The sequence below is a fragment of the Vibrio sp. NFR genome (assembly GCF_027587095.1).
In the GTDB taxonomy this organism is placed as follows: domain Bacteria; phylum Pseudomonadota; class Gammaproteobacteria; order Enterobacterales; family Vibrionaceae; genus Vibrio; species Vibrio harveyi.
The window spans coordinates 61,955-83,959 of record NZ_JAPPTN010000001.1; the positions used below are offsets into that span (position 1 = coordinate 61,955).

Genomic DNA, 22,005 nt, shown 5'->3' on the forward strand with positions numbered 1-22,005 from the left:
ATGTAAGGATTTTATCTTGCTGCGCCAATTAGCCCTCTTTTTCTGGGCTTTTATCCTCTCATTTCAAGCGTTTGCTTCAAGTGAAGCGAATGCGATCTTTTACCCTTTGCCAAATCAGGTTAAGGGGACTTTTATTGCGGCAAAAAAATTGTTCCCGGGTGAGCATGGTGGGCTTTGGATTCACGATGTCCACGGACGGGTGCTGTTTTATGATGGGCAAACCACTTTGCCAAAATCAGGCAGTTTTCTACGAGCGAAAGTAGAACAACTGGCATACCACAAAGGCTCATTCTGGACGTTTATCGAAAACGAGGTATATCAGACTTACCCTAACCAAGAACGTCGCTTGGTCTTTAGTCTCAATCCTGGTTCTCAAATTCGTAAGATTGGCTCATCTGGCAATTTTATCTGGGTTAGTGACGGCGCGCATTTCTATACCTACAATATTGAAACCAGTGAACTTAACTCCTTCTCTTTACTGCAACTCTATCAGCATAGTAACAACAGTTACGTCTATATTAATGACGCCATTTTCGTCGAAACGAAGTGGGCGTTAGCGACGACATCAGGTGTATATCTATCAGAGGGGAGCAAGTTCAACCATGTTGTTTCGTCGGGTAAACACTACATAGAAAAAGTGTATTACTCACATACTCGTCGAGAGATTCTGGTCGGAACGCTAAAAGGCGCGCTGATTTTTAATATCTCCGAACCAGATAAACCTGTCATTCGAATTGGTACATCTCACGTTCTTACATTTGCAGAAACCAACCAAGAGTATTGGGTCGGAACGGAGCAAGGGCTTTATTTGTATTCGTTCTTAAGCGGAGATGTAACTCAAGTCACCCCGGCAAGCTTCCTTGAGCTGGAATTAGCGACCACTAAGATCTACTCGTTATTGAACGACAACATGGGCGGTATGTGGCTTGCTACCAACCAAGGTATTCGTTATTACTCATTATTTAGTAAAAAATTCGAGCGAACAACGTTCAGTAGTTACGATCAATTGACACTTTCTGGGCGAATCCGCCAAACGTTGACGGGACCTGATGGTGCGCTTTGGTTTGCTGATGATCATAAGCTTTATCGCTCAGGACCTAAGGCAATTAGTGAGGTTTTAGATTTATCTTCTCAGATTAATGAGTTCGCTTTTCAAGGTGATAAGTTATGGATAGCGACAGCAAATGGCCTTGAGATATTCGATCTTGAGAACTTAACCCCAATGACCTTCCCGTATTTGCAAGTCATTGCAGGACGAGCCGTTGATCATATTGTGGCTGACGGGGCGAGCCGATTGTGGGTATCAAGTGGTTATCAACTGTTTAATATCGACGCTGAAAAGCAAGAAATGCGTAACTTTGGCAGTGACTGGTTAGTGAGTCAGTATCTACCTGCCAAAATTACTCGTTTGTATGACAAAGAAGAGTTGCTGCTGATTGGTACCGATCACGGTGTCTATGAGTATGATGGAGAGCGGATTCGTTTTAACCGTTTCTCTGAAAAGTACGGAGAGTCGCTTGATATCATTACTGCTAATGATGGCTCCCAGTGGTTTGCATCTGCTTACGGTGTTTTTCGAACCATCCCGGGTCGTAACGAAAAGCAGGTGATGGAAATGAGTGTTTCAAACTCTCGGCCCACTTGTTTACTGAGTGATTCTGAAGGGGTTTGGCTCGCTTCATCGGTAGGGTTAAGCTATTACCATCTCTCCGGTCAGTTGATGAAGCACTATTCCTCTTCTTCAGGTTTAATTAATAATGAATTTCTTCCAGGCGTTTGTAATCTGATTCGACGTTCAGAGGATAGTGACCGCCAACTTATCTTTGGATCTCAATACGGTTTAGTGAAAGCTGATTCATCAAAACTGCTAGTGTCTAATACGCCAGAGTCCAAACTTATTGTTAGCCAAGTCATGTTGGAAAATGATGTTGTTCAAGTAGGAAGCTCTGACTTAGAAGATATGAAGTTGCCTTATGGGTCTTCATTGAGTTTCTTGTTTGGTGTGATGCCAAAACCAGATAACCAAAACCTCTACTATCGCTTGAATGAGAGTGAACAATGGCAATCTCTGGAAGGTGGCCAGTTAACACTAGAGCACTTAAATTCCGGAGATTATCACCTTCAAGTAAGTAATGACTCACAGCTCGCCTCTGGTTTGATTGGACTTGAATCTAAGTTTACGGTACTCAAGCCTTGGTATTTGTCAAAGTTGGCAATATCTGGATTTACGTTAATTACGATCGCAACGTTAGCACTCCTGATGTACTGGCGTTCGCGATTTGTATTGCAAGCGAACCGTGATCTAGCGGCGCAGGTGACATTAAAAACCAATCAGTTACGTCATCAAAGTCGAGTTCTATTGACGAGCAATCAACAGCTTAGAAAGCAAATTCAAGTGAGAAACTTGCTGGTGGACCATGTTGCACAATCAATTAAATCTAGTGTGGATTCGATTGCCCATAAGCTTCCACTGGATTTAGATTCAGTAACTCAAGATCACCTTTCTAAAACCTATTGGCAATTGAACGAGCTTAAGAGCTCACCAGAAGATACCAGCAATGGTAGTCAAAACTATAACTTAAGCCAGATTACCCAGTCCGTCGTTGATGTGTGGCGAGAGGACTTCACTAAAGCTGGCATTAGTGTTGAGTTAGAAGATGACAACAAAGCGAGCCGTATTTCACTCGAAAGCTTTAATCTTGATGTCATTTTTAACAGCATCTTCGCCAATATTATTAAACGCTCTTTTAGAGGGCAGTCGGTTAAGTTGGTATTGGAGGAGGGGAATGACATTGTCTCGTTAAGTTTTATCGATCATGGTACCCAGTTACCGAGTAAGGCTTCGACGATGCGACCATCAAACAGCAGCAATGTTGATTTAAGTATGGATAATTTGCCTCAATTGGTGGCGGTCAGCGGTGGTCATTTATCTATGTTTGCGTCGGATGCTCAAAATAAAATTGAAATCACGTGGCCATGTGCTCAAGAACCGAGTCATGTCGAAGAGGTCTTGCCGGAGTTTGCAGAAGTAGAGAAACCACAGCAAGATACATCGCCGGAACAAGAATGGTTGATGAAAGTGTATCAACTTGTCGCAGAACATTATCACGACCCAGAATTTGGTACAGCGTCTGCAGCGAAGATGCTCTATATGTCAGAAAGAAGCCTACAACGACGATTTAAATCTGCTTCTTCACGAACATTGAAAGACTACTTAACGGAAGTTAGGTTGGAAACCGCCTGTGAACAATTGCTCGCTGGCGAGAAGATCAGTGAAGTTGCCTTTAACTGCGGCTTTAATGACCCGTCGTACTTTAGCCAGAAGTTTAAGCTACATTTCGGGCTGCCACCTTCTAAGTTCGCAATGACTCAAGAGAGCCAAACAAGCCTCTAGCTCTTAATTCGACATTACCGAGCCCAGCCTTAGCGTTGGGCTTTTTTACGTCTGTAAGGTGAACGGTATCGTAAAGAGCTCAATATAGATTCTGGACACAAGGGAATGACATTTAGTCTGGCGTGATGCGTGATAAAGGGCTCGAGCTATATAACGCAGAGTACGTGCAGCACAATGGCGATATAGTGTTGTGATAGATAATGAGAATAACAGGGATTTGTTCGAGTAAAACGTTTAGGAATTATTGGGACTTAATTGAGAAGCGAATGAAGAAAGAGAAGAAAAAAAATATCGTGGTATAGCCGGGGGGACTATACCACGGGTGTCAATGACACCTTCGCTTGCTGCCGGAGTGACATGTTGCCATGCCACCTCTGGAATTCTTTTGAGAGGCTGTTGTCTCTCGATGGGTTAACTATACGAGACCTTACTTATTTTTCTTATAAAAATAACGACAGCTTTATGTGAGAAAAGCGACAAGTTGCCTTTTTCTATTTAAGGTGCTGAATTTATTGATTTTTTAATTTTTCGAAACCGCAAATGTTGCGCTTGTGTTAATTTGCATTTGTCTGAAAATATTCAATTTTGACGAAAATGACGTGAAATTAATTAACGGAGTTGACGTTAGATTTCGCCAAAAGCATTAATGAAATCTTTGATTTCACACAATGAATGAGAGGGTATAGAAGAGTAACATTAGCGACCTATACTATTAATAATAATATTTATCATTTGCACTACTCTTAAGGGCCACTATGAAGCTATCAGAAATCAAACCTGGCGAAACAGTGACAATTCGGTTGTTAGAAGGACTTACGTCGGACGTCAGAAAAAAGCTAATGGTAATGGGACTACTTCCTAATACTGAGGTTAAAGTTATTCGACGCGCACCAATGGGAGACCCACTGCAAGTTGAAGTTCGTGGTGTTTCTGTTGCATTACGAGAGACTATTGCGCAAAACATCGAAGTGGAGCGAGCATAATGCAATACCAAATTCTTACTGTTGGTAACCCAAACAGCGGTAAAACCACACTTTTTAATGGCCTGACTGGTGCAAAACAACAAGTTGGTAACTGGGCTGGTGTAACGGTTGAAAAGAAAACTGGTCAGTTCAAACATGCTGGTGATGAATTTCTTCTGACGGACCTTCCGGGTATCTACTCTCTCGACAGTGGCAATGATAGCAATAGTATCGACGAATCTATCGCATCGCGTGCGGTTTTGACGCACCCTGCTGATCTGATTATCAACGTAGTAGACGCAACGAGTCTTGAGCGCAGCTTATACATGACGCTACAACTGCGTGAACTTGGTCGTCCTATGATTGTTGTATTAAACAAAATGGACGCACTTAAGCGTGAACGCCAAGTCATCAATGTTGCAGAACTAGAAAAAACCTTGGGTTGTCCAGTCGTTAGCCTATCAGCGACAAATAAAGCACAAGTTGCAGAATTTAAAGAGAAGTTGCACAAGTCAGTGGTTCAAGGTGTTGCACTAAAAGACATCGCTTTGAATTACGGCGAACAAATGGAAGCGGCGATCAACAACGTTTCGGCTCTTTTCAATGATCAAACCGTTTCTAACCGTGCTCTAGCAATTCGTGCACTGGAAAAAGATGCACTGGTTCTTAACAGCATGTCGGATGCTGATCGCAATAGCGTTGAAAACACAATTGCAGAACTTGAGCTTGATGTTGACTTACATGTTGCAGATACAAAATACACACACCTTCATGAAGAGTGTAAGAAAGTACGTCGCAGTGAGGGCAAGCTAAGTCGCAGTGTGACTGAAAAGCTAGACCAATTTATCTTGAACAAGTGGGTGGGCATTCCATTCTTCTTCATTGTTATGTACCTAATGTTCATGTTCTCTATCAACATTGGTAGTGCGTTCATCGACTTCTTTGATATCGGTGTCGGTGCTCTGTTGGTTGATGGTGGACACCACTTGTTAGACGGTCATTTGCCTGTGTGGTTAGTGACGGTGCTTGCTGATGGTATTGGTGGTGGTATCCAAACGGTTGCAACCTTTATTCCAGTTATCGCGTGTTTGTACTTGTTCTTAGCGGTACTAGAAAGCTCAGGCTACATGGCTCGTGCCGCATTCGTACTAGATAAAGTGATGCAGAAGATTGGTTTACCAGGCAAAGCATTCGTACCGCTTGTTCTTGGTTTTGGCTGTAACGTACCGTCAATCATGGCAACCCGTACTCTAGATCAAGAGCGTGAGCGTAAACTAGCTGCATCTATGGCGCCATTTATGTCATGTGGTGCTCGTCTACCAGTATACGCACTATTCGCTGCGGCATTCTTCCCAGGTTCTGGTCAGAACATTGTATTCGCACTTTACCTACTTGGTATTGTGGCAGCGATCTTCACGGGGCTTTTCCTTAAGCACACGCTTTACCCAGGTAGCAGTGACAGCCTAGTAATGGAAATGCCTGACTATGAGCTTCCAACGTTACAAAACGTGGTGATCAAAACTTGGCAAAAGCTAAAGCGCTTCGTTCTTGGTGCAGGTAAAACCATCGTTATCGTTGTTGCTATTCTGAGTTTCTTCAACTCATTGGGTACTGATGGCAGCTTTGGTAACGAAGACAGCGAAAACTCTGTGCTTTCTAAAGCAGCGCAAGTTGTGACTCCAGTATTCGCGCCAATCGGTGTTCAAGAAGACAACTGGCCGGCGACGGTAGGTATCATTACCGGTATCTTCGCAAAAGAGGCGGTAGTTGGTACGCTTAACAGCCTATACACTACACCAAGCGATGGTGAAGACGCAGAATTTGACCTAATGGGCAGCCTAGAAGAGGCAGTAATGAGTATCCCTGAAAACCTAGCCGGTTTGAGCTACTCAGATCCACTAGGCATTGAAGTGGGTGACTTAACTGACTCAAATGCAGTTGCAGAAGAACAAGAAGTCGATGCTTCTATCTTCGGTAACATCAAATCGCAGTTTGCTTCTGGCAATGCCGCATTTGCTTACCTAATCTTTATCCTACTGTACACACCTTGTGTGGCGGCGATGGGTGCTTACGTACGTGAGTTTGGTCATAAGTTCGCACGCTTTATCGCGGTTTGGACAATGGGCTTAGCTTACCTATGTGCGACGTTCTACAACCAATTGACGCATTTCGCAGATAGCCCAGTGACAAGTGGTATTTGGATGGCTGTGATCGTTGCTATCTTCTTTGGTACCTACCGCGTGTTCAAACAAGTTGGTAAGAAACAAAACGGTGCATTAGAGGCGCAAGTAGCATGATTTTAAAAGAGCTTTATCAATACATTGCAGACAAAGGAACCGTCTCCCAGTCAGATCTGGCTAAACAGTTTGGGATGAGTGAAGATGGCGCCGACGCGATGTTAAACGTGTGGATTAAGAAGGGCAAAATTAGCCGCCTAGTCGACACTAATAAAGCTCATGACGTGACTCGTGTTCGCTACTCAGTGACTAAACAAGATGGTTTGTCTTTGACAGTCACCATGTAGCGATTGTCAAAATTAGTCACCTAAAAAGTTATTACGTAAAAACGACAAAGCCGCATCAGCAATGATGCGGCTTTTCTTTTGCTGGTTATTGTTTGTGAATACAGCGAAATGAATGCTCTTCAGAGTGTTTAGTCGCGCCTAACCCTAGGAACTTCAAACCAAGACTTAAAACTAAAATCGAAATAGGTAATGTTAAGATCGTCCAATCTAAGCTGTCGAAGTTAATCAGCACGAGCTCTAAGAACTTCACAAACAAGATCACGATGATGACTTCAGCCAAAATGTTTTTTAGGTGGCCGATGTTTGGGGTTCTGATCCAATGCAAAACCGACGGTTCTTGTGTTTTCGCTTTAGCTTTGTTGGAAATAAACAGTGTGTAGATGCCGTGAGCAAAGATGAACAAAACTAGTGCGACAAGAAACGTATCCAGTGATTTGATCAAATATGCGATCGCGATGTCTGCTTTATCTAAATGTGCGAGTGCTTCTGGAGGTGTTTGATTAAGAATGAAGACCGCAAATGCCGAATAGGTTTTTGCTGCGCCCATAACAAAAAGCAAGAATGAAGCAGCCATAGAACAGATGATGGCGATCCAGCTGACGTATCGGAATGTGTTGAAGACTTGTTTCATGATGACCCTCTCTAACTGAGTTGGCAGTCTAAACAAGTTTTATTTTAGTGATAATCCTAGAAAAATGAGAAAGATTGTTACAAATGCGTATTAATCTTTCTCTGTCTGTTTCAGCCGTATTCAAAGGCGAATTATTTTCGCTGGCAGCGGCTATGCTTTTTGGAAAATAGAGCTCAGTGATAGCACGTTTTTAATACGGCCAAGCAATTCGTTTTGCTCTTCTTCTGTACGGAATTCACCTTTGGTGTTGCCCCAAACTGGTCCCGGCCATGCTACGTCATCTTTGAAGCGAGCAATATGGTGAATGTGTAGCTGAGGTACCATGTTACCTAGTGCGCCTAGGTTTAACTTGTCTGGACGGAATGTTGCTTCTAGTGCTTGGCTTACTGCCTGAGACTCTAGCAAAAACTGTTGCTGTTCTTTCATTGGCAAGTGGTGAAGCTCTTTTAGGTTTGCACGTTTTGGTACCAAGATAACCCATGGCACGGCATTGTCTTTATGTAGAAGCGCCACACACAGTGGGAAGTGACCGATAACGGTAGTGTCTTTTGCCAATTGAGGGTGCAGTTCAAAACTCATTATATTATCCGATTTGAATTGAATGACATCAGTATACGCCAGATAAAACAAAAGGTTGACGCTTTCACGCCAACCTTTCGAAATCATCTCGATTCTCGATTCTCGATTCTCGATTCTCGAATCGTTTACATACGCTCTAGAGTATCGATACCTAGTAGCGACAGACCTTGCTTGATGGTCTTCGCTGTTAGTGCTGCCAGTTTCAGGCGGCTTTGTTTCACTGCTTCGTCTTCAGCAACTAGGATAGGGCACGCTTCGTAGAAGCTAGAGAACTGACCTGCTAGTTCGAATAGGTAGCTACACATGATGTGTGGTTGACCTTCGCGAGCAACAGATTGAACTGCTTCTTCGAACTGCATAAGTTTTGCGATAAGCGCTTTTTCTTTCTCGTCAGTGATCTTAATTTCACCTTGTAGATCATCCATAGAAACGCCAGCTTTAGCGAATACAGATGCTACGCGAGTGTAAGCGTATTGCATGTACGGTGCAGTGTTACCTTCGAACGCTAGCATGTTGTCCCAATCGAACACGTAGTCCGTGGTACGGTGCTTAGAAAGGTCTGCGTATTTAACTGCTGCCATTGCAACTGTGTTTGCGATCGCTTTCTTCTCGTCTTCTGCTAGTTCTGGGTTCTTAGATTCGATCAGCTGTGCTGCACGAACTTCTGCTTCGTCAAGAAGATCAGCAAGACGAACCGTACCACCTGCACGAGTCTTGAATGGCTTACCATCTTTACCTAGCATCATACCGAACGCGTGATGTTCAAGAGATACTGACTCTGGCACGTAACCCGCTTTACGAACGATAGTCCAAGCTTGCATTAGGTGTTGGTGTTGACGAGAGTCGATGAAGTAAAGTACGCGGTCTGCGCCTAGTTCTTCGTAACGGTATTTCGCACATGCGATGTCCGTCGTTGTGTATAGGAAGCCGCCGTCGCGTTTCTGAACGATAACGCCCATCGCTTCGCCGTCTTTGTTCTTGAATTCTTCAAGGAACACAACTTGCGCGCCGTCATCTTCAACCGCAAGACCTTGTGCTTTAAGGTCTGCTACGATCTTAGGTAGCATGTCGTTGTACATGCTCTCGCCCATTACGTCATCACGAGATAGAGATACGTTTAGACGATCGTAGTTACGCTGGTTTTGGATCATAGTTACGTCAACCAGCTTCTTCCACATTTCTGCGCAGAACTCGTCGCCGCTTTGCAGTTTCACAACGTAGTTACGTGCTTTCACTGCGAATTCTTCGTCTTCGTCGTACAGTTTCTTAGACTCACGGTAGAAGCCTTCAAGGTCAGCCAGCTCCATAGAAACTTCGCCAGACTCTTGTTGTACACGCTCAAGGTTTGCGATAAGCATACCGAACTGAGTACCCCAGTCACCGATGTGGTTCGCACGGATCACTTTGTGACCTAGGAACTCAAGAGTACGTACTACTGCATCACCGATGATGGTTGAACGTAGGTGACCAACGTGCATTTCTTTAGCAACGTTTGGTGCAGAGTAGTCAGCAACGATAGTTTGAGCTTCGTCTGCTGCAACGCCAAGACGTGAGTCAGCCAATGCTGCTTCCGCTTGTTTTGCTAGGAACTCTTCGCTTAGGAAAATGTTGATGAAACCAGGACCTGCGATTTCTGTCTTGCTCGCAATACCGTCTAGGTCTAGAACATCCAGTACTTTCTGTGCAAATTCTCGTGGGTTAGTACCCAGTTTTTTAGCAACGCCCATTACGCCGTTTGCTTGGTAGTCACCAAATTGTGGCTTTGCTGATTGGCGTACTGCCGCAGGACTGCCTGCAGGTGCGCCAGCGGCTTCTAGAGCCTGAGATACTTTGTCATTAATAAGTGCTTGGATATTCACACGCGTTTCCTTCAATTCAAGGACGAAGAACTCGACGAAGTAAGTGCCGAGTTCTGTTGGAGTTCACAAAAATGGGGCTAATGATAACAACTTTATTGCTTTTCATACAGAGAGGAATTGGGGAAATTTATACTTTTTCGATTGAATGGAAATGTGGCTTGGTTTGCGTTTACTATTGCGCTCAGAGTAATGAGATAAATCGCCCCATAAGAGAGCCACAATGACGACTCAACTAGTTGAAAAACGCCTAGCGCCTGAATTGATGATCCAAGATCTGGATGCATTTATGGCGAAGATTGAAGAGCTTGCATCCCTGTTAAAACTGGATCTGAGCTTTGCTCAAGCTGACCATATTGCGCTGCGTATTAATGATACTGAAACAGCGAAAGCTGCGCATGAAGCATGGAATCAATACGGTAAGGTGATTTCACAAGCGAAAATCAACGGTCGCCCGATTATTGTTATTGAATTCGACAAAGCGTTAGAAAGCCGTGGCTGGAAGATAGAGTGTCTGGAGTTGCCTTACCCTGCGGAAGGCAAAATCTACCCAACTGAAAGCTGGGAACATGTGGAGTTTGTGATTCCATCTCATGCCGAAACTGCCGATGAGTTTCTTGCTGATTTGAAACACACTTACCCAGCGTTTGGCGTGCGTTTTGACGAGCTAGAAGAGCTAGGTGTGAAGATCAAACTGTCGAGCCCGAAAGGGGAAGGCGAACGCTTGAACAACCCAACCGTGGCGTTTAAGTATCAAGGCATTTGTATCAAACTGCACCCACATTCACTAAAGCGTATTGTGGAGTCTGAGCAGGCTGAATAAGTTGGCTCTGAATAACTATAAAGAAGAAAGGGTTGCCAAATGAGCAACCCTTTCTTTTTTCAAATACGACGAATTTACAGAATAACCGTCTTATTACCGTAGACAAAAACGTGGTCATTGATCACTTTATTCAAAGCCTTGCTCAATACGTTCTTCTCTACATCGCGACCTGCTTGTGCCATATCTTGTGCGCTGAACGTGTGATCCACTGGAATAACGTCCTGCTTGATGATTGGACCTTCATCCAAGTCATTTGTCACGAAGTGCGCCGTAGCACCGATGATCTTCACACCGCGGTCGTAAGCCTGCTGGTATGGCTTTGCACCGATGAAAGCGGGTAAGAAACTGTGGTGGATGTTGATGATCTTGTGACGGTATTTCTCTACGAAAGTCGGAGTTAGAACACGCATGTACTTCGCAAGTACAAGGTAATCGGCATCGTACTGATCAATCACTTCAAGCATCTTCTGTTCGTGCTCTTCACGGCTAAGATCTTCGTGAGTAACGTGATGGTAAGGAATATCAAAACGCTCAGTGAGTGTTTGAAGTTTGTCGTAGTTACCAACAACCGCAGCAATTTCAACATCTAAGCTGCCATCGTAAGTCTTCATCAGAATATCACCTAAACAGTGCGCTTCTTTGGTTACTAGGATGACGATGCGTTTACGGCGAGAGCTAATGAGTTTGCGTTTTGCACCTTGTGGCAGCGCTTGGTCTAAATCGGCGAGTAGCGTTTGATCGTTGAAGTAACCCTCCAACTCGGTTCTCATGAAAAAGTGCCCACTGGTGTTATCAACAAACTCGTTATTATGAACGATATTCAGCTGATGTTTATAACAGATATTGGTGATTTTTGAGATCAAACCCGGTGCGTCAGAACAATGGGTTAACAGTGTTTTCTTTTCCATAAATCAGATACTTCCATGCATTATTTTTCTAGCGTACGAATAAAAGGGTCACGTCAGAAGTGTGAATCGTACTGCAATCTGACTTCATAAATAATCTATTCTCGGCGCGGTTTCAACAAATTATCCGCGCGATGCTAAAACCTAGTGCTTTTGTTGGCTGATGTTTACGCTCAACTCCTGATATACTCTCGACAATTTTTCCAACCAGATGTCAGGCATGATCGCAAAAACATTCTCCTCTGAGGGCGCGTTAGGCAAAGCCATTCCGGGCTTTCAAGCTCGCCAGCCACAAATTGATATGGCAGAAGCTGTCAGCAGTGCGATCAAAGACCAAACTCAGCTGGTGGTTGAAGCAGGAACGGGAACGGGTAAAACCTTCGCTTACCTTGTGCCTGCGCTATTAAGCGGTAAAAAAGTCATCATCAGTACGGGGTCGAAGAACCTGCAAGAGCAGTTGTATCACCGTGACTTGCCGTTGATGGTCAGTGCTTTAGGCTTTTATGGACAAGTGGCGTTACTAAAAGGTCGTTCCAACTACCTATGTTTGGATCGTCTTAGCCGCCAAATGGTCGAGAGTCATACTAATGAAGCCGATCCAACATTGTTGACCCAATTGGTAAAGGTTCGCACTTGGTCGTCTGAAACCAAAACGGGCGATTTAGGGGATTGTGAGGACCTGCCAGAAGACAGCATGATCATCCCAACCATTACCTCAACCAACGACAACTGTTTGGGTAAAGAGTGTCCGAGCTACACCGATTGTTTCGTCTTAAAAGCACGCAAACGCGCGATGGATTCAGACATTGTTGTCGTTAACCACCACTTGTTCCTTGCAGACCTTGCGATCAAAGAAACCGGCTTTGGTGAATTGATTCCAGAAGCTGACGTGTTTATCTTCGACGAAGCCCACCAGCTTCCAGACATTGCCAGTGAATACTTCGGACAATCGATCTCTAGCCGTCAGATCCAAGAGCTCGCCAAAGACATTGAGATTGCCTACCGCACAGAAGCAAAAGACATGCGCCAACTGCAAAAAGTCGGCGATAAGCTGATGCAAAGTGCGATGGATATGCGCATCGTGCTCGGTGAACCGGGCTTTCGCGGTAACTGGCGTGAAGCGCTGCAGTCGGAATCGATCAAACGTGAATTGGTGCGCTTAACCGATAGCTTAGACTTGGCGATTGACGTATTGAAACTGGCTCTAGGTCGAAGCCAATTGCTGGATACCGCCTTTGAGCGTGCCAACCTGATCAAAGGACGAATTGATCGCGTTTGCGATGTCGATATTACTGGTTATTCATACTGGTACGACACATCTCCCCGCCATTTTGCTCTGCACATTACGCCGCTATCGGTGGCGGATAAATTCCATGAGCAAATTGAAATCAAACAAGGCGCGTGGATTTTTACCTCAGCAACCCTAGCGGTCTCGGGCGACTTTAAACACTTTACTGACCGTCTTGGCTTGAAGCCGAAGCAGCAGTTTTCGTTGCCATCTCCGTTCGATTACGAGAAGCAAGCACGCTTGTGTGTACCTCGTTATCTACCAGAGCCAAATAGCCCAGGCTTAGCCGACAAACTGGTGCGAATGCTTGCGCCTGTGATTGAAGAGAACGACGGGCGTTGTTTCTTTCTTTGTACTTCGCACAGCATGATGCGTGAGCTTGGTGAACGTTTCCGTGAAGTACTGGATCTGCCTGTGCTGATGCAAGGTGAGATGAGCAAACAAAAGACCCTTGCCGAGTTTATGGAGCTAGGTAATGCATTGCTGGTGGCGACGGGTGCATTCTGGGAGGGGATCGATGTTAGAGGTGATGCGCTGAGCTGTGTTATCATCGACAAATTACCGTTTACTGCCCCTGATGACCCGCTACTCAAAGCCCGAATCGAAGATTGTCGATTACGTGGTGGTGAGCCGTTTGCAGAAGTGCAAATCCCAGATGCGGTTATCACGTTAAAGCAGGGCGTAGGACGTTTGATTCGAGACCAAAAAGACCATGGAGCTTTGATCATTTGCGACAACCGTTTGGTGACGCGTGATTATGGTGGCATCTTCCTTGGCAGTTTACCGCCCATCCCAAGAACACGGGATTTGGAACGAATCAAAACATTCCTAAAAACAGAACAACCTGCCGCAGACTAATGCGCTGTGGCATCAATAAATTAAAGAAGAATTGTAGAGAGTTACATGAGCGCAAAAATTCTTGCTATCGATACGGCAACTGAGAACTGTTCAGTTGCGCTACTGGTTAATGACCGAGTGATTTCACGTAGTGAAGTGGCTCCTCGTGACCACACTAAGAAAGTACTGCCTATGGTAGACGAAGTACTGAAAGAAGCCGGTCTAACTCTACAAGATTTAGACGCATTGGCGTTTGGTCGTGGTCCGGGCAGCTTTACTGGTGTTCGTATCGGTATTGGTATCGCGCAAGGTTTGGCGTTTGGTGCTGACTTACCAATGATTGGCGTTTCAACGTTGGCTGCGATGGCACAAGCAAGCTACCGCCTGCACGGTGCAACGGATGTTGCGGTTGCGATTGATGCGCGCATGGGTGAAGTTTACTGGGCACGTTACACTCGCCAAGAAAACGGTGAGTGGGCAGGTGTGGATGCAGAATGCGTTATTCCACCAGCGCGTCTAGCGGAAGAAGCACAAGCAGACGACAAAACGTGGACTAAAGCAGGTACTGGTTGGGATGCTTACCAAGAAGATCTTGGCAAACTGCCACTCAACTTAACGAGCGGTGATGTGCTTTACCCTGATTCACAAGACATTGTGATTCTTGCTGAGCAGGAGCTTAAGAAAGGCAACACAGTTCCAGTAGAAGAATCGAGCCCGGTTTATCTGCGTGATAATGTGACGTGGAAGAAACTTCCGGGTCGCGAATAATCGGTCTTTCAATGATTTGACAAAGTGCAGGGCATTCGCCCTGTATTTTTATGGAGCGTTATGGCGTCTATCAATGGTTTACCTCCTGCGTTAATACCGGGTGCAAATCGCACCAATAAAGTCGGTAAAAAAGGGCAGGTAAAGAAAGCTCAAGATAAGCAGCCTGTTGGTCAACCTTCTAAGGTGGCGAACGCTGTCGCGCATTCCATTAAGCAAGTGGATGAGTCTCAGATTCATCGCGCTCAAGTGCAATATGATTTGCCCGAGGGTCATGCTCGCAAAGCAATGGAACAGTATATGGACGTCATGAATCGAGCGAAGAAAGAGGAACTTGCTCAGTTACTTGGTGTCGATATCTATGTGTAAAACAACGAATTTATAGTGGGGGTTTATGAAACTTTCTGGACGTATTTTTCTGGTTATTATCGCGGCATTCGGGCTTTCTGCCTGTAGTTCTCTTCCTGAAGAGCTGAATGCAAGCACCGAGCAGGTTTTGACGGATTACAAAGCCTTTGCTGAAGACCAAGGACAGGCTGCTAACGATGTCCGTCTTGGTGGTGTTATCGCGAAAGTGGATAACTTGAAAGACCAAACGCGTCTGGAGATCGTAAACCTACCAATCAGCAAATCAGGCAAGCCGGACATCGACCAAGAACCAACGGGTCGCTTCGCGGTTTATTTTGATGGTTACCTAGAGCCGGTTGCTTTCAGCAAAGGTCGAATCATTACCGTGGTGGGTAAAGGTGCGGGCGAAGAAGAAGGTAAAATTGGCGAGCATCAATACATCTTCCCAGTCATCAAAGGCGATGGTTACCGCTTATGGAAGATTGAAGAGCGAGTACGTATGTACGACACGCCAACCTATTACTACCCTTGTTACTCCATAAACTGCCGTATGATGCGTTCGGATTTCCCGCAAGACGGTAAGGTGATCAAGAAGGTTAAATAATCTGTGATGAATGAGCGCCGTTTCGAACTCCCAAATGGGAGCATGGCAGCCTTAGAGATCGGAAATGAAAAAACGACTGCTTGTTCAGTCGTTTTTCTTCATGGGTGGATGGATAACGCAGGCAGCTTCAAAACCTTGATGGAAGCTATCCATCACTGCAACCCTGATCTTCATTTACTAGCAATTGACCTATTTGGTCATGGCTTATCCAGTCATAAATCCTCAGACAATTACTACCCCTTCCACGACTACATTGCTGATTTACACCAATTATTGGATGAATTATCGCCAAACAGACTGGTGTTAGTAGGTCATTCACTAGGCGCTTTAATCGCAAGTTGCTATAGTGCTGCCTTTCCTGAACAGGTCGAAGCGTTAGTGCAAATTGAAGGAGCGGGTCCACTCGCAGAACAACCTTCCAATAGCGTAAAACGACTGCGTGATGGTGTCCTTAGCCGGCAACGTCAACGCAACAAACCGGAGCGAGCTATCGCTTCTTTCGATCTGGCGTTAAAGCTACGCATGCAAGCGAATCACCTGACCGCCGAGCAGTTGATGCCAATCGTAGAGCGCGGAACTGAATGTCGCGAGAACCAATGGTTTTGGCGACACGATGCCAAATTAAAGTGCGATTCTCTTTATCGCATGGCACAGGACCACGCGAACTCGATCACCAGCCAAATACGCTGTCCGCACCTAATCATATTGGGTGACAAAGGATTTCAGCATTTACAGTCTAACCAAGTCGATTGGGGCGAAAATCCACCGAATGTGGTTTCTGTCGCGGGTGGGCATCATTGCCATTTAGAGCAAACACTCGAGGTCGCAAAGCGAATTCTTGGTGTAGTTAACAAAATTTAAACAAGTGTTTGAGAGTTACGTGCTCAAGCACGTTTGCTGTGCTGTAATAGTGCTCAAAATAAAAAGGACGCTATTTTTTAGCCAGTTATAAACGAGGAGTAACATCGTGGATAAACCATGGCTTTCACGTTATCCAAGTGACGTACCTGAAACCATTAATCCAGAGCAATATGAGTCTTTGGTAGAAATGTTCGAGCAGTCTGTTCAAAAATACGCAGACCAGCCGGCATTCATGAACATGGGCTCGGTCATGACCTTCCGCAAATTGGAAGAGCGTAGCCGCGCATTCGCCGCATACCTACAAAACGAACTTAAGCTGAAGAAGGGCGACCGAGTTGCTCTTATGATGCCAAACCTGCTTCAATACCCTGTCGCGCTATTTGGTATTTTGCGTGCAGGCTGTATCGCTGTGAACGTGAACCCACTTTACACTCCTCGTGAGCTTGAGCACCAGCTAAACGATGCTGGCGCAACAGCGATCGTTATCGTTTCTAATTTCGCGAACACACTAGAGCAAATCGTAGAAAACACGCCAGTGAAACACGTGGTCCTAACCAGCCTTGGTCAAATGTTGCCACGTGCAAAAGGTACGCTTGTCGACTTCGTGGTTAAGTACGTGAAGGGCATGGTGCCTAAGTACGATCTACCGGGTGCAATCTCAATGCGTAAAGCGCTGCACAAAGGTCGTCGTCTTCAGTACGTGAAACCATTTATGTCTGGCGATGATATCGCATTCCTACAGTACACTGGTGGTACAACGGGCGTAGCGAAAGGCGCAATCCTGACGCACCGCAACATGATCGCTAACGTAATGCAGGCGAAAGGTGCTTATGGTCCTGTATTGTCTCCGGGTCGCGAGCTTGTTGTTACGGCGCTGCCGCTTTACCACGTATTCGCGCTGACGGTGAACTGTCTACTGTTCGTTGAGATGGGTGGTAACAACCTGCTTATCACTAACCCGCGTGATATTCCGGGCTTTGTGAAAGAGCTGCAAAAATACCAGTTCACTGCGATTACTGGCGTAAACACGCTGTTTAATGCACTAGTGAACAACGAAGACTTCCATGAGCTAGATTTCAGAAACCTTCGCCTAGCAGTAGGTGGTGGTATGGCAGTGCAACGTGCCGTCGCTGAAAAATGGCAAAAGACCACAGGCTGTTACCTACTAGAAGGTTACGGTCTAACAGAATGTTCTCCATTGGTGGCGGCTTACCCGCACGACCTAGTGGAATACAACGGTTCTATCGGTCTGCCTGTGCCATCAACTGAAGTGCGTATTGTTGATGAAGAAGGCAGCCCACTAGCAAATACTGAGACAGGTGAGCTTCAAGTTCGTGGTCCTCAAGTGATGCAAGGTTACTGGCAGCGCCCTGAAGCGACTAAAGAAGTGATCAATGAAGACGGTTGGCTATCGACGGGTGACATCGTTAAGTTTGATGATGAAGGCTTCCTGCATATTGTTGACCGTAAGAAAGACATGATTCTTGTGTCTGGCTTTAACGTTTACCCGAACGAAATCGAAGACGTAGTTGCACTGCACGGTAAAGTGTTAGAAGTCGCGGCAATCGGTCAGCCTCACGAAGTGTCTGGTGAGTTGGTGAAGATCTACGTTGTAAAACGCGATCCGAGCCTAACCAAAGATGAAGTGATTGCACACTGTCGCCAACACCTAACTGGCTACAAAGTGCCGAAGTTGGTTGAGTTCCGTGAAGACTTACCTAAGACCAACGTAGGTAAGATCCTTCGTCGCGTACTGCGTGAAGAGAACGACGCAGAGCTAGCCAAGAAGAGCGCATAAGCGGATTTCTTTGTGCAACAATCATTTATTGCCAAATAGTGTTAGAATGCCAGCGTTTTGCTGGCATTTTTTTATAGCGAGAAGCATGTGAACTATCAGATCATTACGAAAAACAAAGACCTAGAAGAAGTCTGCGCTCTAGCAAGAGAAGCCGACGTAGTTATGCTGGATACCGAGTTCGTGCGAATCAGGACTTACTATCCGCAACTAGGTTTGATTCAGCTTTTCGATGGCAAACAACTTTCCCTTATCGACCCGACCGAACTGACTGACATGACGTCGTTCGTCGAGTTGCTAAAAGACACCTCAGTGCTAAAAGTACTGCACGCGTGTGGTGAAGATTTAGAAGTCTTCCAAAATGCCTTTGGCTGCACACCATTCCCAATGGTGGATACTCAGTTGATGGCAGCATTTTTGGGTCACGGTCTGTCGACGGGCTTTGCTACGCTGGTGGAAGAATACCTAGGCGTGGAGCTAGACAAGAGCGAATCTCGCACTGATTGGATGGCGCGCCCACTTACTCAAAAGCAGCTTGATTACGCCGCGGCCGACGTACACTACCTAATGCCTCTTTACGAGAAGCTATTAGATAAAGTCAACGAAGCTGGCTGGTGGGAAGCGGTTCAGCAAGAGAGTGACCTACTGGTATCAAAGCGTATTCGTAACTTAAATGAAGAAACCGTCTACCTAGATATCAAAGGTGCATGGCAACTAAGACCGGCTGAACTTGCGATTCTTAAGCCTTTGGCGACTTGGCGCTACCGCGAAGCGATCAAGCGCGACCTTGCGTTGAACTTCATTTTCAAAGAAGGTGACTTGCTGACGGTGGCTCGCCTTGGACTGACAAACTTTAAGAAGATGGAAGCGGAAGGCATCGACATTCGTGCGATTAACCGCCACGGCGCACGAATTGCGGCTATCGTGAAAAGTGCAAAGCAAACACCTGCCGATGATTACCCAGCTAAAATCGAGCGTTTGATGGATTACCCAGGCTACAAGCAAATCTTCAAGAACATGAAAGATGTGGTGAAGGTAGCATCGCAAAAATCAGGCTTGGCGACCGAGTTCTTGGCGTCTAAAAAGCAGATCAACCAAATCATCAGTTGGGTATGGAAGAAAGACCGCGATCCAGCGCGTCTACCGGATGTGATGCAAGGCTGGCGTCTTGAATTACTCGGCGAGAAGATGAATAAGGTGCTGAAGTAAGTACCAAATAAAAAAGGTTGGCATTATCGCCAACCTTTTTTGTAACACGCATATGTAACTGGCTTTGAAGCCAAAACCTATTTTCAACAACCCGAGTACGCTAGTCATAGATTCTGAATCACGCTCGTGCCTCGCTGTTCAGAATGACGAAGGGGTCTTGAGTCATTCCAGCGAAGCTGGGTGAAAGCCAAAAGCTTAAGTGAGACTAGGAATCTACTGACAGCCCGCTTTAAAGCCAAAACCTTCTTTCACCAAGCCGAGTACTCTGGTAATAGATTCTGAATCGCGCTCGTACCTCGCTGTCCAGAATGACGAAGAGGAAGACTCTCAAGCAAAGTCGAAAAGTAATTACTTCTCGTCTTCTGGCAACTTCACGTTTAGCTCAAGAACCGAAATATCATCGTCCTTGTGCTCAAACGTCAAATCCACCATGTTTGGATCAATCGCAACGTATTTGCTGATCACCTTCAAGATGTCCTCTTTCAATTGAGGCAAGTAAGAAGGCGCAGGATCGTTCTGGCTACGACGCTCAGCAACGATGATCTGCAAACGCTCTTTGGCTAGATTCGCTGAAGTTTTCTTTTGCGGGCGGAAAAATTCTAATAGTGACATTTCTAGCCTCCGAATAGTCGTTTAAAGATTCCTTTCTTCTCCTCGGTAAGGAAACGAAATTCAACCTGGTTGCCCAGTAGGCGGTCTACCGTATCAGAGTAAGCCATGCCTGCGTCTGTGTTCTCGTCAAAGATCACTGGCACACCTTTGTTTGATGCGTTTAGAACGGCTTGGCTTTCTGGAATCACGCCCAGTAGAGAAATGTGTAGGATCTCTTCTACGTCTTCAACGCTCAGCATCTCACCTTGTGTTACGCGAGATGGGTTGTAACGCGTCAGCAATAGGTGCTGCTTAACAGGCTCAAGACCTTGCTCAGCACGTAGAGACTTAGAATCCAAAATACCTAGGATGCGGTCAGAGTCACGTACCGAAGACACTTCTGGGTTCGTCGTTACAATCGCTTCATCTGCGTAGTACAGTGCCATCAGAGCACCTTGCTCGATACCTGCTGGAGAATCACAGATGATGAAGTCGAAGCCCATTTCATCCAACTCAGTGAACACACGTTGCACGCCATCTTTGGTTAGCGCGTCTTTATCACGTGTTTGAGAAGCTGGAAGAATGAATAGGTTATCTGTGCGCTTGTCTTTAATCATCGCTTGGTTAAGCGTTGCTTCACCGTTGATGACGTTAACAAAGTCATACACCACGCGGCGTTCACAGCCCATGATAAGGTCGAGGTTACGCAAGCCGATATCAAAATCGATCACCGCAGTCTTTTTGCCCTTAAGAGCCAGACCAGAGGCGATGGCTGCGCTTGAAGTGGTTTTACCAACGCCACCTTTACCAGACGTTACTACAATAATGCGTGCCATTTTATTTCCTTTTTAGACTAAATCGTGAGTGTTTCTAGATGTAATGATTCTTCGGCTTTACTGATCATTACTTTCTTTTGCCAATACTCACTCTCAATTTGATCGCTCAACCAGTAATCTCCTGCAATGGAAACCAGTTCAGCTTGTAAATCGTGACAAATAATTCGTGCTTCTTGTTGACCACTCGCCCCTGCAATGGCGCGTCCGCGTAGAGTGCCATGAATGTGGATAGAGCCATCAGCAATCACTTCTGCACCAGCGCTTACGTGTGCTAGTACAACCAAGTCACCGTCTTTGGCGTAAATCTGCTGACCAGAACGCACAGGCGTACGAACGATTTTGGTCGGCGCCATTTTCGCTGGTGCTTGAGTTGGAGATTTGCTCGCAGACATGATGGCGAAGCCCGCTTCTGAGGCAAGGTTTTGAACGCGCTTATCTTTACAGCCAGTCACACCAACCGGAATAAACCCTGCATCGGCGATGCCTTGTTTAAGTGTGGTGAAATCAATGTCGCCTTCTACTTTTGCTATATTGATAACCAGAGGTGCGGATGCGAAGAAAGAGGGTGCTTGAGAAACCTTTTCTTGCAAAAATTCGACAGTCTTAGCGATCTCGTTGTCAGAAAGGTGTAAAACTGACAATGTAAAACTGCTACCTTTAAGGTCAGGTGAATGGGTCATCGTGGACTTCTTGCCTTTATTGAAAGAGCGTTGCCTTAAACTAGGTCTGTCATGTTATATTTCATCCTTTAGCGCAGCAAGTTCTCAAGCGGGCAAATAAGTGAATTAATCTCAAATTTGCTATCAAGTTTGCGAGAATTTTACGTTTTCAACAAAATCCGCACTCAAAGCGGGTAAATCAGCACAAAAGGCTCGTCATGCTTTGTTCTATTTATAAAAGCTCCAGAAAAGAAGGCACTTATCTCTATATTCCGAAAAAGGATGATTTCTCACAGGTTCCTGACACGTTAATGCAGATGTTCGGTAAGCCTATGCCGGTGATGACAATCAAACTTGATGGTCGTACTTTGGCACAAGTTGATGTCGAGAAAGTGAAAACGTCACTAATCAATGATGGTTTCTTCCTACAGGTTCCGCCTCCGCCGGAAAACCTACTAGAAAAATACAAAGAACAAAAAGCCCAGCAGAAAGGCGAATAACGTCACCGCTTTTCATCTGGGAATTCTGCCTCGCTCAA

The 22,005-nt window shown here is 45.5% G+C and carries 20 protein-coding genes; 13 read left to right on the forward strand and 7 right to left on the reverse strand.

Annotated features, from left to right (window positions below):
- The first annotated feature begins 16 nt into the window (after nt 1–16).
- From OH463_RS00300 to OH463_RS00315, 4 genes are all read left to right on the forward strand, one after another.
- Nucleotides 17–3,394, forward strand: a complete 3,378-nt coding sequence (locus OH463_RS00300; RefSeq protein WP_269990253.1) for an AraC family transcriptional regulator — start codon at nt 17–19, stop codon at nt 3,392–3,394.
- Between the two features lie 755 nt (nt 3,395–4,149).
- Nucleotides 4,150–4,377 (forward strand): FeoA family protein, encoded by a 228-nt coding sequence (locus OH463_RS00305; protein WP_005426705.1) that lies wholly within the window; start codon nt 4,150–4,152, stop codon nt 4,375–4,377.
- Nucleotides 4,377–6,653 carry a Fe(2+) transporter permease subunit FeoB gene (gene feoB, locus OH463_RS00310; RefSeq protein WP_005446432.1) on the forward strand — a complete coding sequence of 759 codons (2,277 nt, stop codon included), beginning with the start codon at nt 4,377–4,379 and terminating at the stop codon, nt 6,651–6,653. The genes OH463_RS00305 and feoB overlap by 1 nt, the downstream gene beginning before the upstream one ends.
- The gene (locus OH463_RS00315) at nt 6,650–6,880 is read left to right on the forward strand and encodes a FeoC-like transcriptional regulator (RefSeq protein WP_005382192.1); all 231 of its coding nucleotides are present in this window, start codon (nt 6,650–6,652) and stop codon (nt 6,878–6,880) included. The genes feoB and OH463_RS00315 overlap by 4 nt, the downstream gene beginning before the upstream one ends.
- Before the next feature lie 85 nt (nt 6,881–6,965).
- On the opposite strand, the gene OH463_RS00320 is transcribed toward OH463_RS00315, so the two are convergent.
- The 3 genes from OH463_RS00320 to argS form a co-directional block, all read right to left on the reverse strand.
- Nucleotides 6,966–7,511, reverse strand: a complete 546-nt coding sequence (locus tag OH463_RS00320; protein ID WP_050934680.1) for a YqhA family protein — start codon at nt 7,509–7,511, stop codon at nt 6,966–6,968.
- A 150-nt stretch (nt 7,512–7,661) separates the two neighbouring features.
- Nucleotides 7,662–8,090 (reverse strand): HIT family protein, encoded by a 429-nt coding sequence (locus OH463_RS00325; RefSeq protein WP_005446436.1) that lies wholly within the window; start codon nt 8,088–8,090, stop codon nt 7,662–7,664.
- A gap of 125 nt (nt 8,091–8,215) precedes the next feature.
- Entirely contained in the window at nt 8,216–9,949 is a 1,734-nt protein-coding gene (argS, locus tag OH463_RS00330; RefSeq protein WP_005446437.1) for an arginine--tRNA ligase, read from the reverse strand.
- A gap of 220 nt (nt 9,950–10,169) precedes the next feature.
- On the opposite strand from argS, the gene OH463_RS00335 reads away from it, so the two are divergent.
- A complete protein-coding gene (locus OH463_RS00335; protein WP_047513043.1) occupies nt 10,170–10,769 on the forward strand; it encodes a VOC family protein in 600 nt (199 codons plus the stop codon).
- A 74-nt stretch (nt 10,770–10,843) separates the two neighbouring features.
- Here the strand turns inward: OH463_RS00335 and purU are convergent, their stop codons facing one another.
- Nucleotides 10,844–11,677 (reverse strand): formyltetrahydrofolate deformylase, encoded by an 834-nt coding sequence (purU, locus tag OH463_RS00340; protein WP_005428723.1) that lies wholly within the window; start codon nt 11,675–11,677, stop codon nt 10,844–10,846.
- A gap of 217 nt (nt 11,678–11,894) precedes the next feature.
- Between purU and OH463_RS00345 the strand changes: the two genes are divergently transcribed.
- The 7 genes from OH463_RS00345 to rnd all read left to right on the forward strand — a co-directional run bounded on the left by OH463_RS00345 (nt 11,895) and on the right by rnd (nt 19,381).
- The gene (locus tag OH463_RS00345; protein WP_009698575.1) at nt 11,895–13,820 is read left to right on the forward strand and encodes an ATP-dependent DNA helicase; all 1,926 of its coding nucleotides are present in this window, start codon (nt 11,895–11,897) and stop codon (nt 13,818–13,820) included.
- Nucleotides 13,821–13,865: 45 nt separating this feature from the next.
- Entirely contained in the window at nt 13,866–14,567 is a 702-nt protein-coding gene (gene tsaB / locus OH463_RS00350) for a tRNA (adenosine(37)-N6)-threonylcarbamoyltransferase complex dimerization subunit type 1 TsaB (RefSeq protein ID WP_269990254.1), read from the forward strand.
- A gap of 60 nt (nt 14,568–14,627) precedes the next feature.
- Nucleotides 14,628–14,933, forward strand: a complete 306-nt coding sequence (locus tag OH463_RS00355; protein WP_005437006.1) for a hypothetical protein — start codon at nt 14,628–14,630, stop codon at nt 14,931–14,933.
- Between the two features lie 25 nt (nt 14,934–14,958).
- Entirely contained in the window at nt 14,959–15,516 is a 558-nt protein-coding gene (locus tag OH463_RS00360) for a Slp family lipoprotein (protein WP_009698574.1), read from the forward strand.
- Nucleotides 15,517–15,522: 6 nt separating this feature from the next.
- Nucleotides 15,523–16,377 carry an alpha/beta fold hydrolase gene (locus OH463_RS00365; RefSeq protein ID WP_050921527.1) on the forward strand — a complete coding sequence of 285 codons (855 nt, stop codon included), beginning with the start codon at nt 15,523–15,525 and terminating at the stop codon, nt 16,375–16,377.
- A 106-nt stretch (nt 16,378–16,483) separates the two neighbouring features.
- Nucleotides 16,484–18,175, forward strand: coding sequence for a long-chain-fatty-acid--CoA ligase FadD (gene fadD, locus OH463_RS00370; RefSeq protein WP_269990257.1), 1,692 nt, complete (start codon nt 16,484–16,486; stop codon nt 18,173–18,175).
- Between the two features lie 87 nt (nt 18,176–18,262).
- On the forward strand, nt 18,263–19,381 hold the full coding sequence (rnd, locus tag OH463_RS00375) for a ribonuclease D (protein WP_005437016.1): 1,119 nt from the start codon (nt 18,263–18,265) through the stop codon (nt 19,379–19,381).
- Between the two features lie 348 nt (nt 19,382–19,729).
- Here the strand turns inward: rnd and minE are convergent, their stop codons facing one another.
- The 3 genes from minE to minC are packed head-to-tail and all read right to left on the reverse strand — an operon-like array spanning nt 19,730 to nt 21,488.
- Nucleotides 19,730–19,993: a cell division topological specificity factor MinE gene (gene minE / locus OH463_RS00380; RefSeq protein ID WP_005437690.1), complete on the reverse strand. Its 264-nt coding sequence runs from the start codon at nt 19,991–19,993 to the stop codon at nt 19,730–19,732.
- Between the two features lie 2 nt (nt 19,994–19,995).
- On the reverse strand, nt 19,996–20,808 hold the full coding sequence (gene minD / locus OH463_RS00385; RefSeq protein WP_005446449.1) for a septum site-determining protein MinD: 813 nt from the start codon (nt 20,806–20,808) through the stop codon (nt 19,996–19,998).
- Nucleotides 20,809–20,825: 17 nt separating this feature from the next.
- Nucleotides 20,826–21,488, reverse strand: coding sequence for a septum site-determining protein MinC (gene minC, locus OH463_RS00390; protein ID WP_005446451.1), 663 nt, complete (start codon nt 21,486–21,488; stop codon nt 20,826–20,828).
- Nucleotides 21,489–21,685: 197 nt separating this feature from the next.
- Here minC and OH463_RS00395 point away from each other — a divergent pair, with 197 nt between their 5' ends.
- On the forward strand, nt 21,686–21,967 hold the full coding sequence (locus OH463_RS00395) for a YcgL domain-containing protein (RefSeq protein ID WP_005430875.1): 282 nt from the start codon (nt 21,686–21,688) through the stop codon (nt 21,965–21,967).
- Nucleotides 21,968–22,005 lie beyond the last annotated feature (38 nt).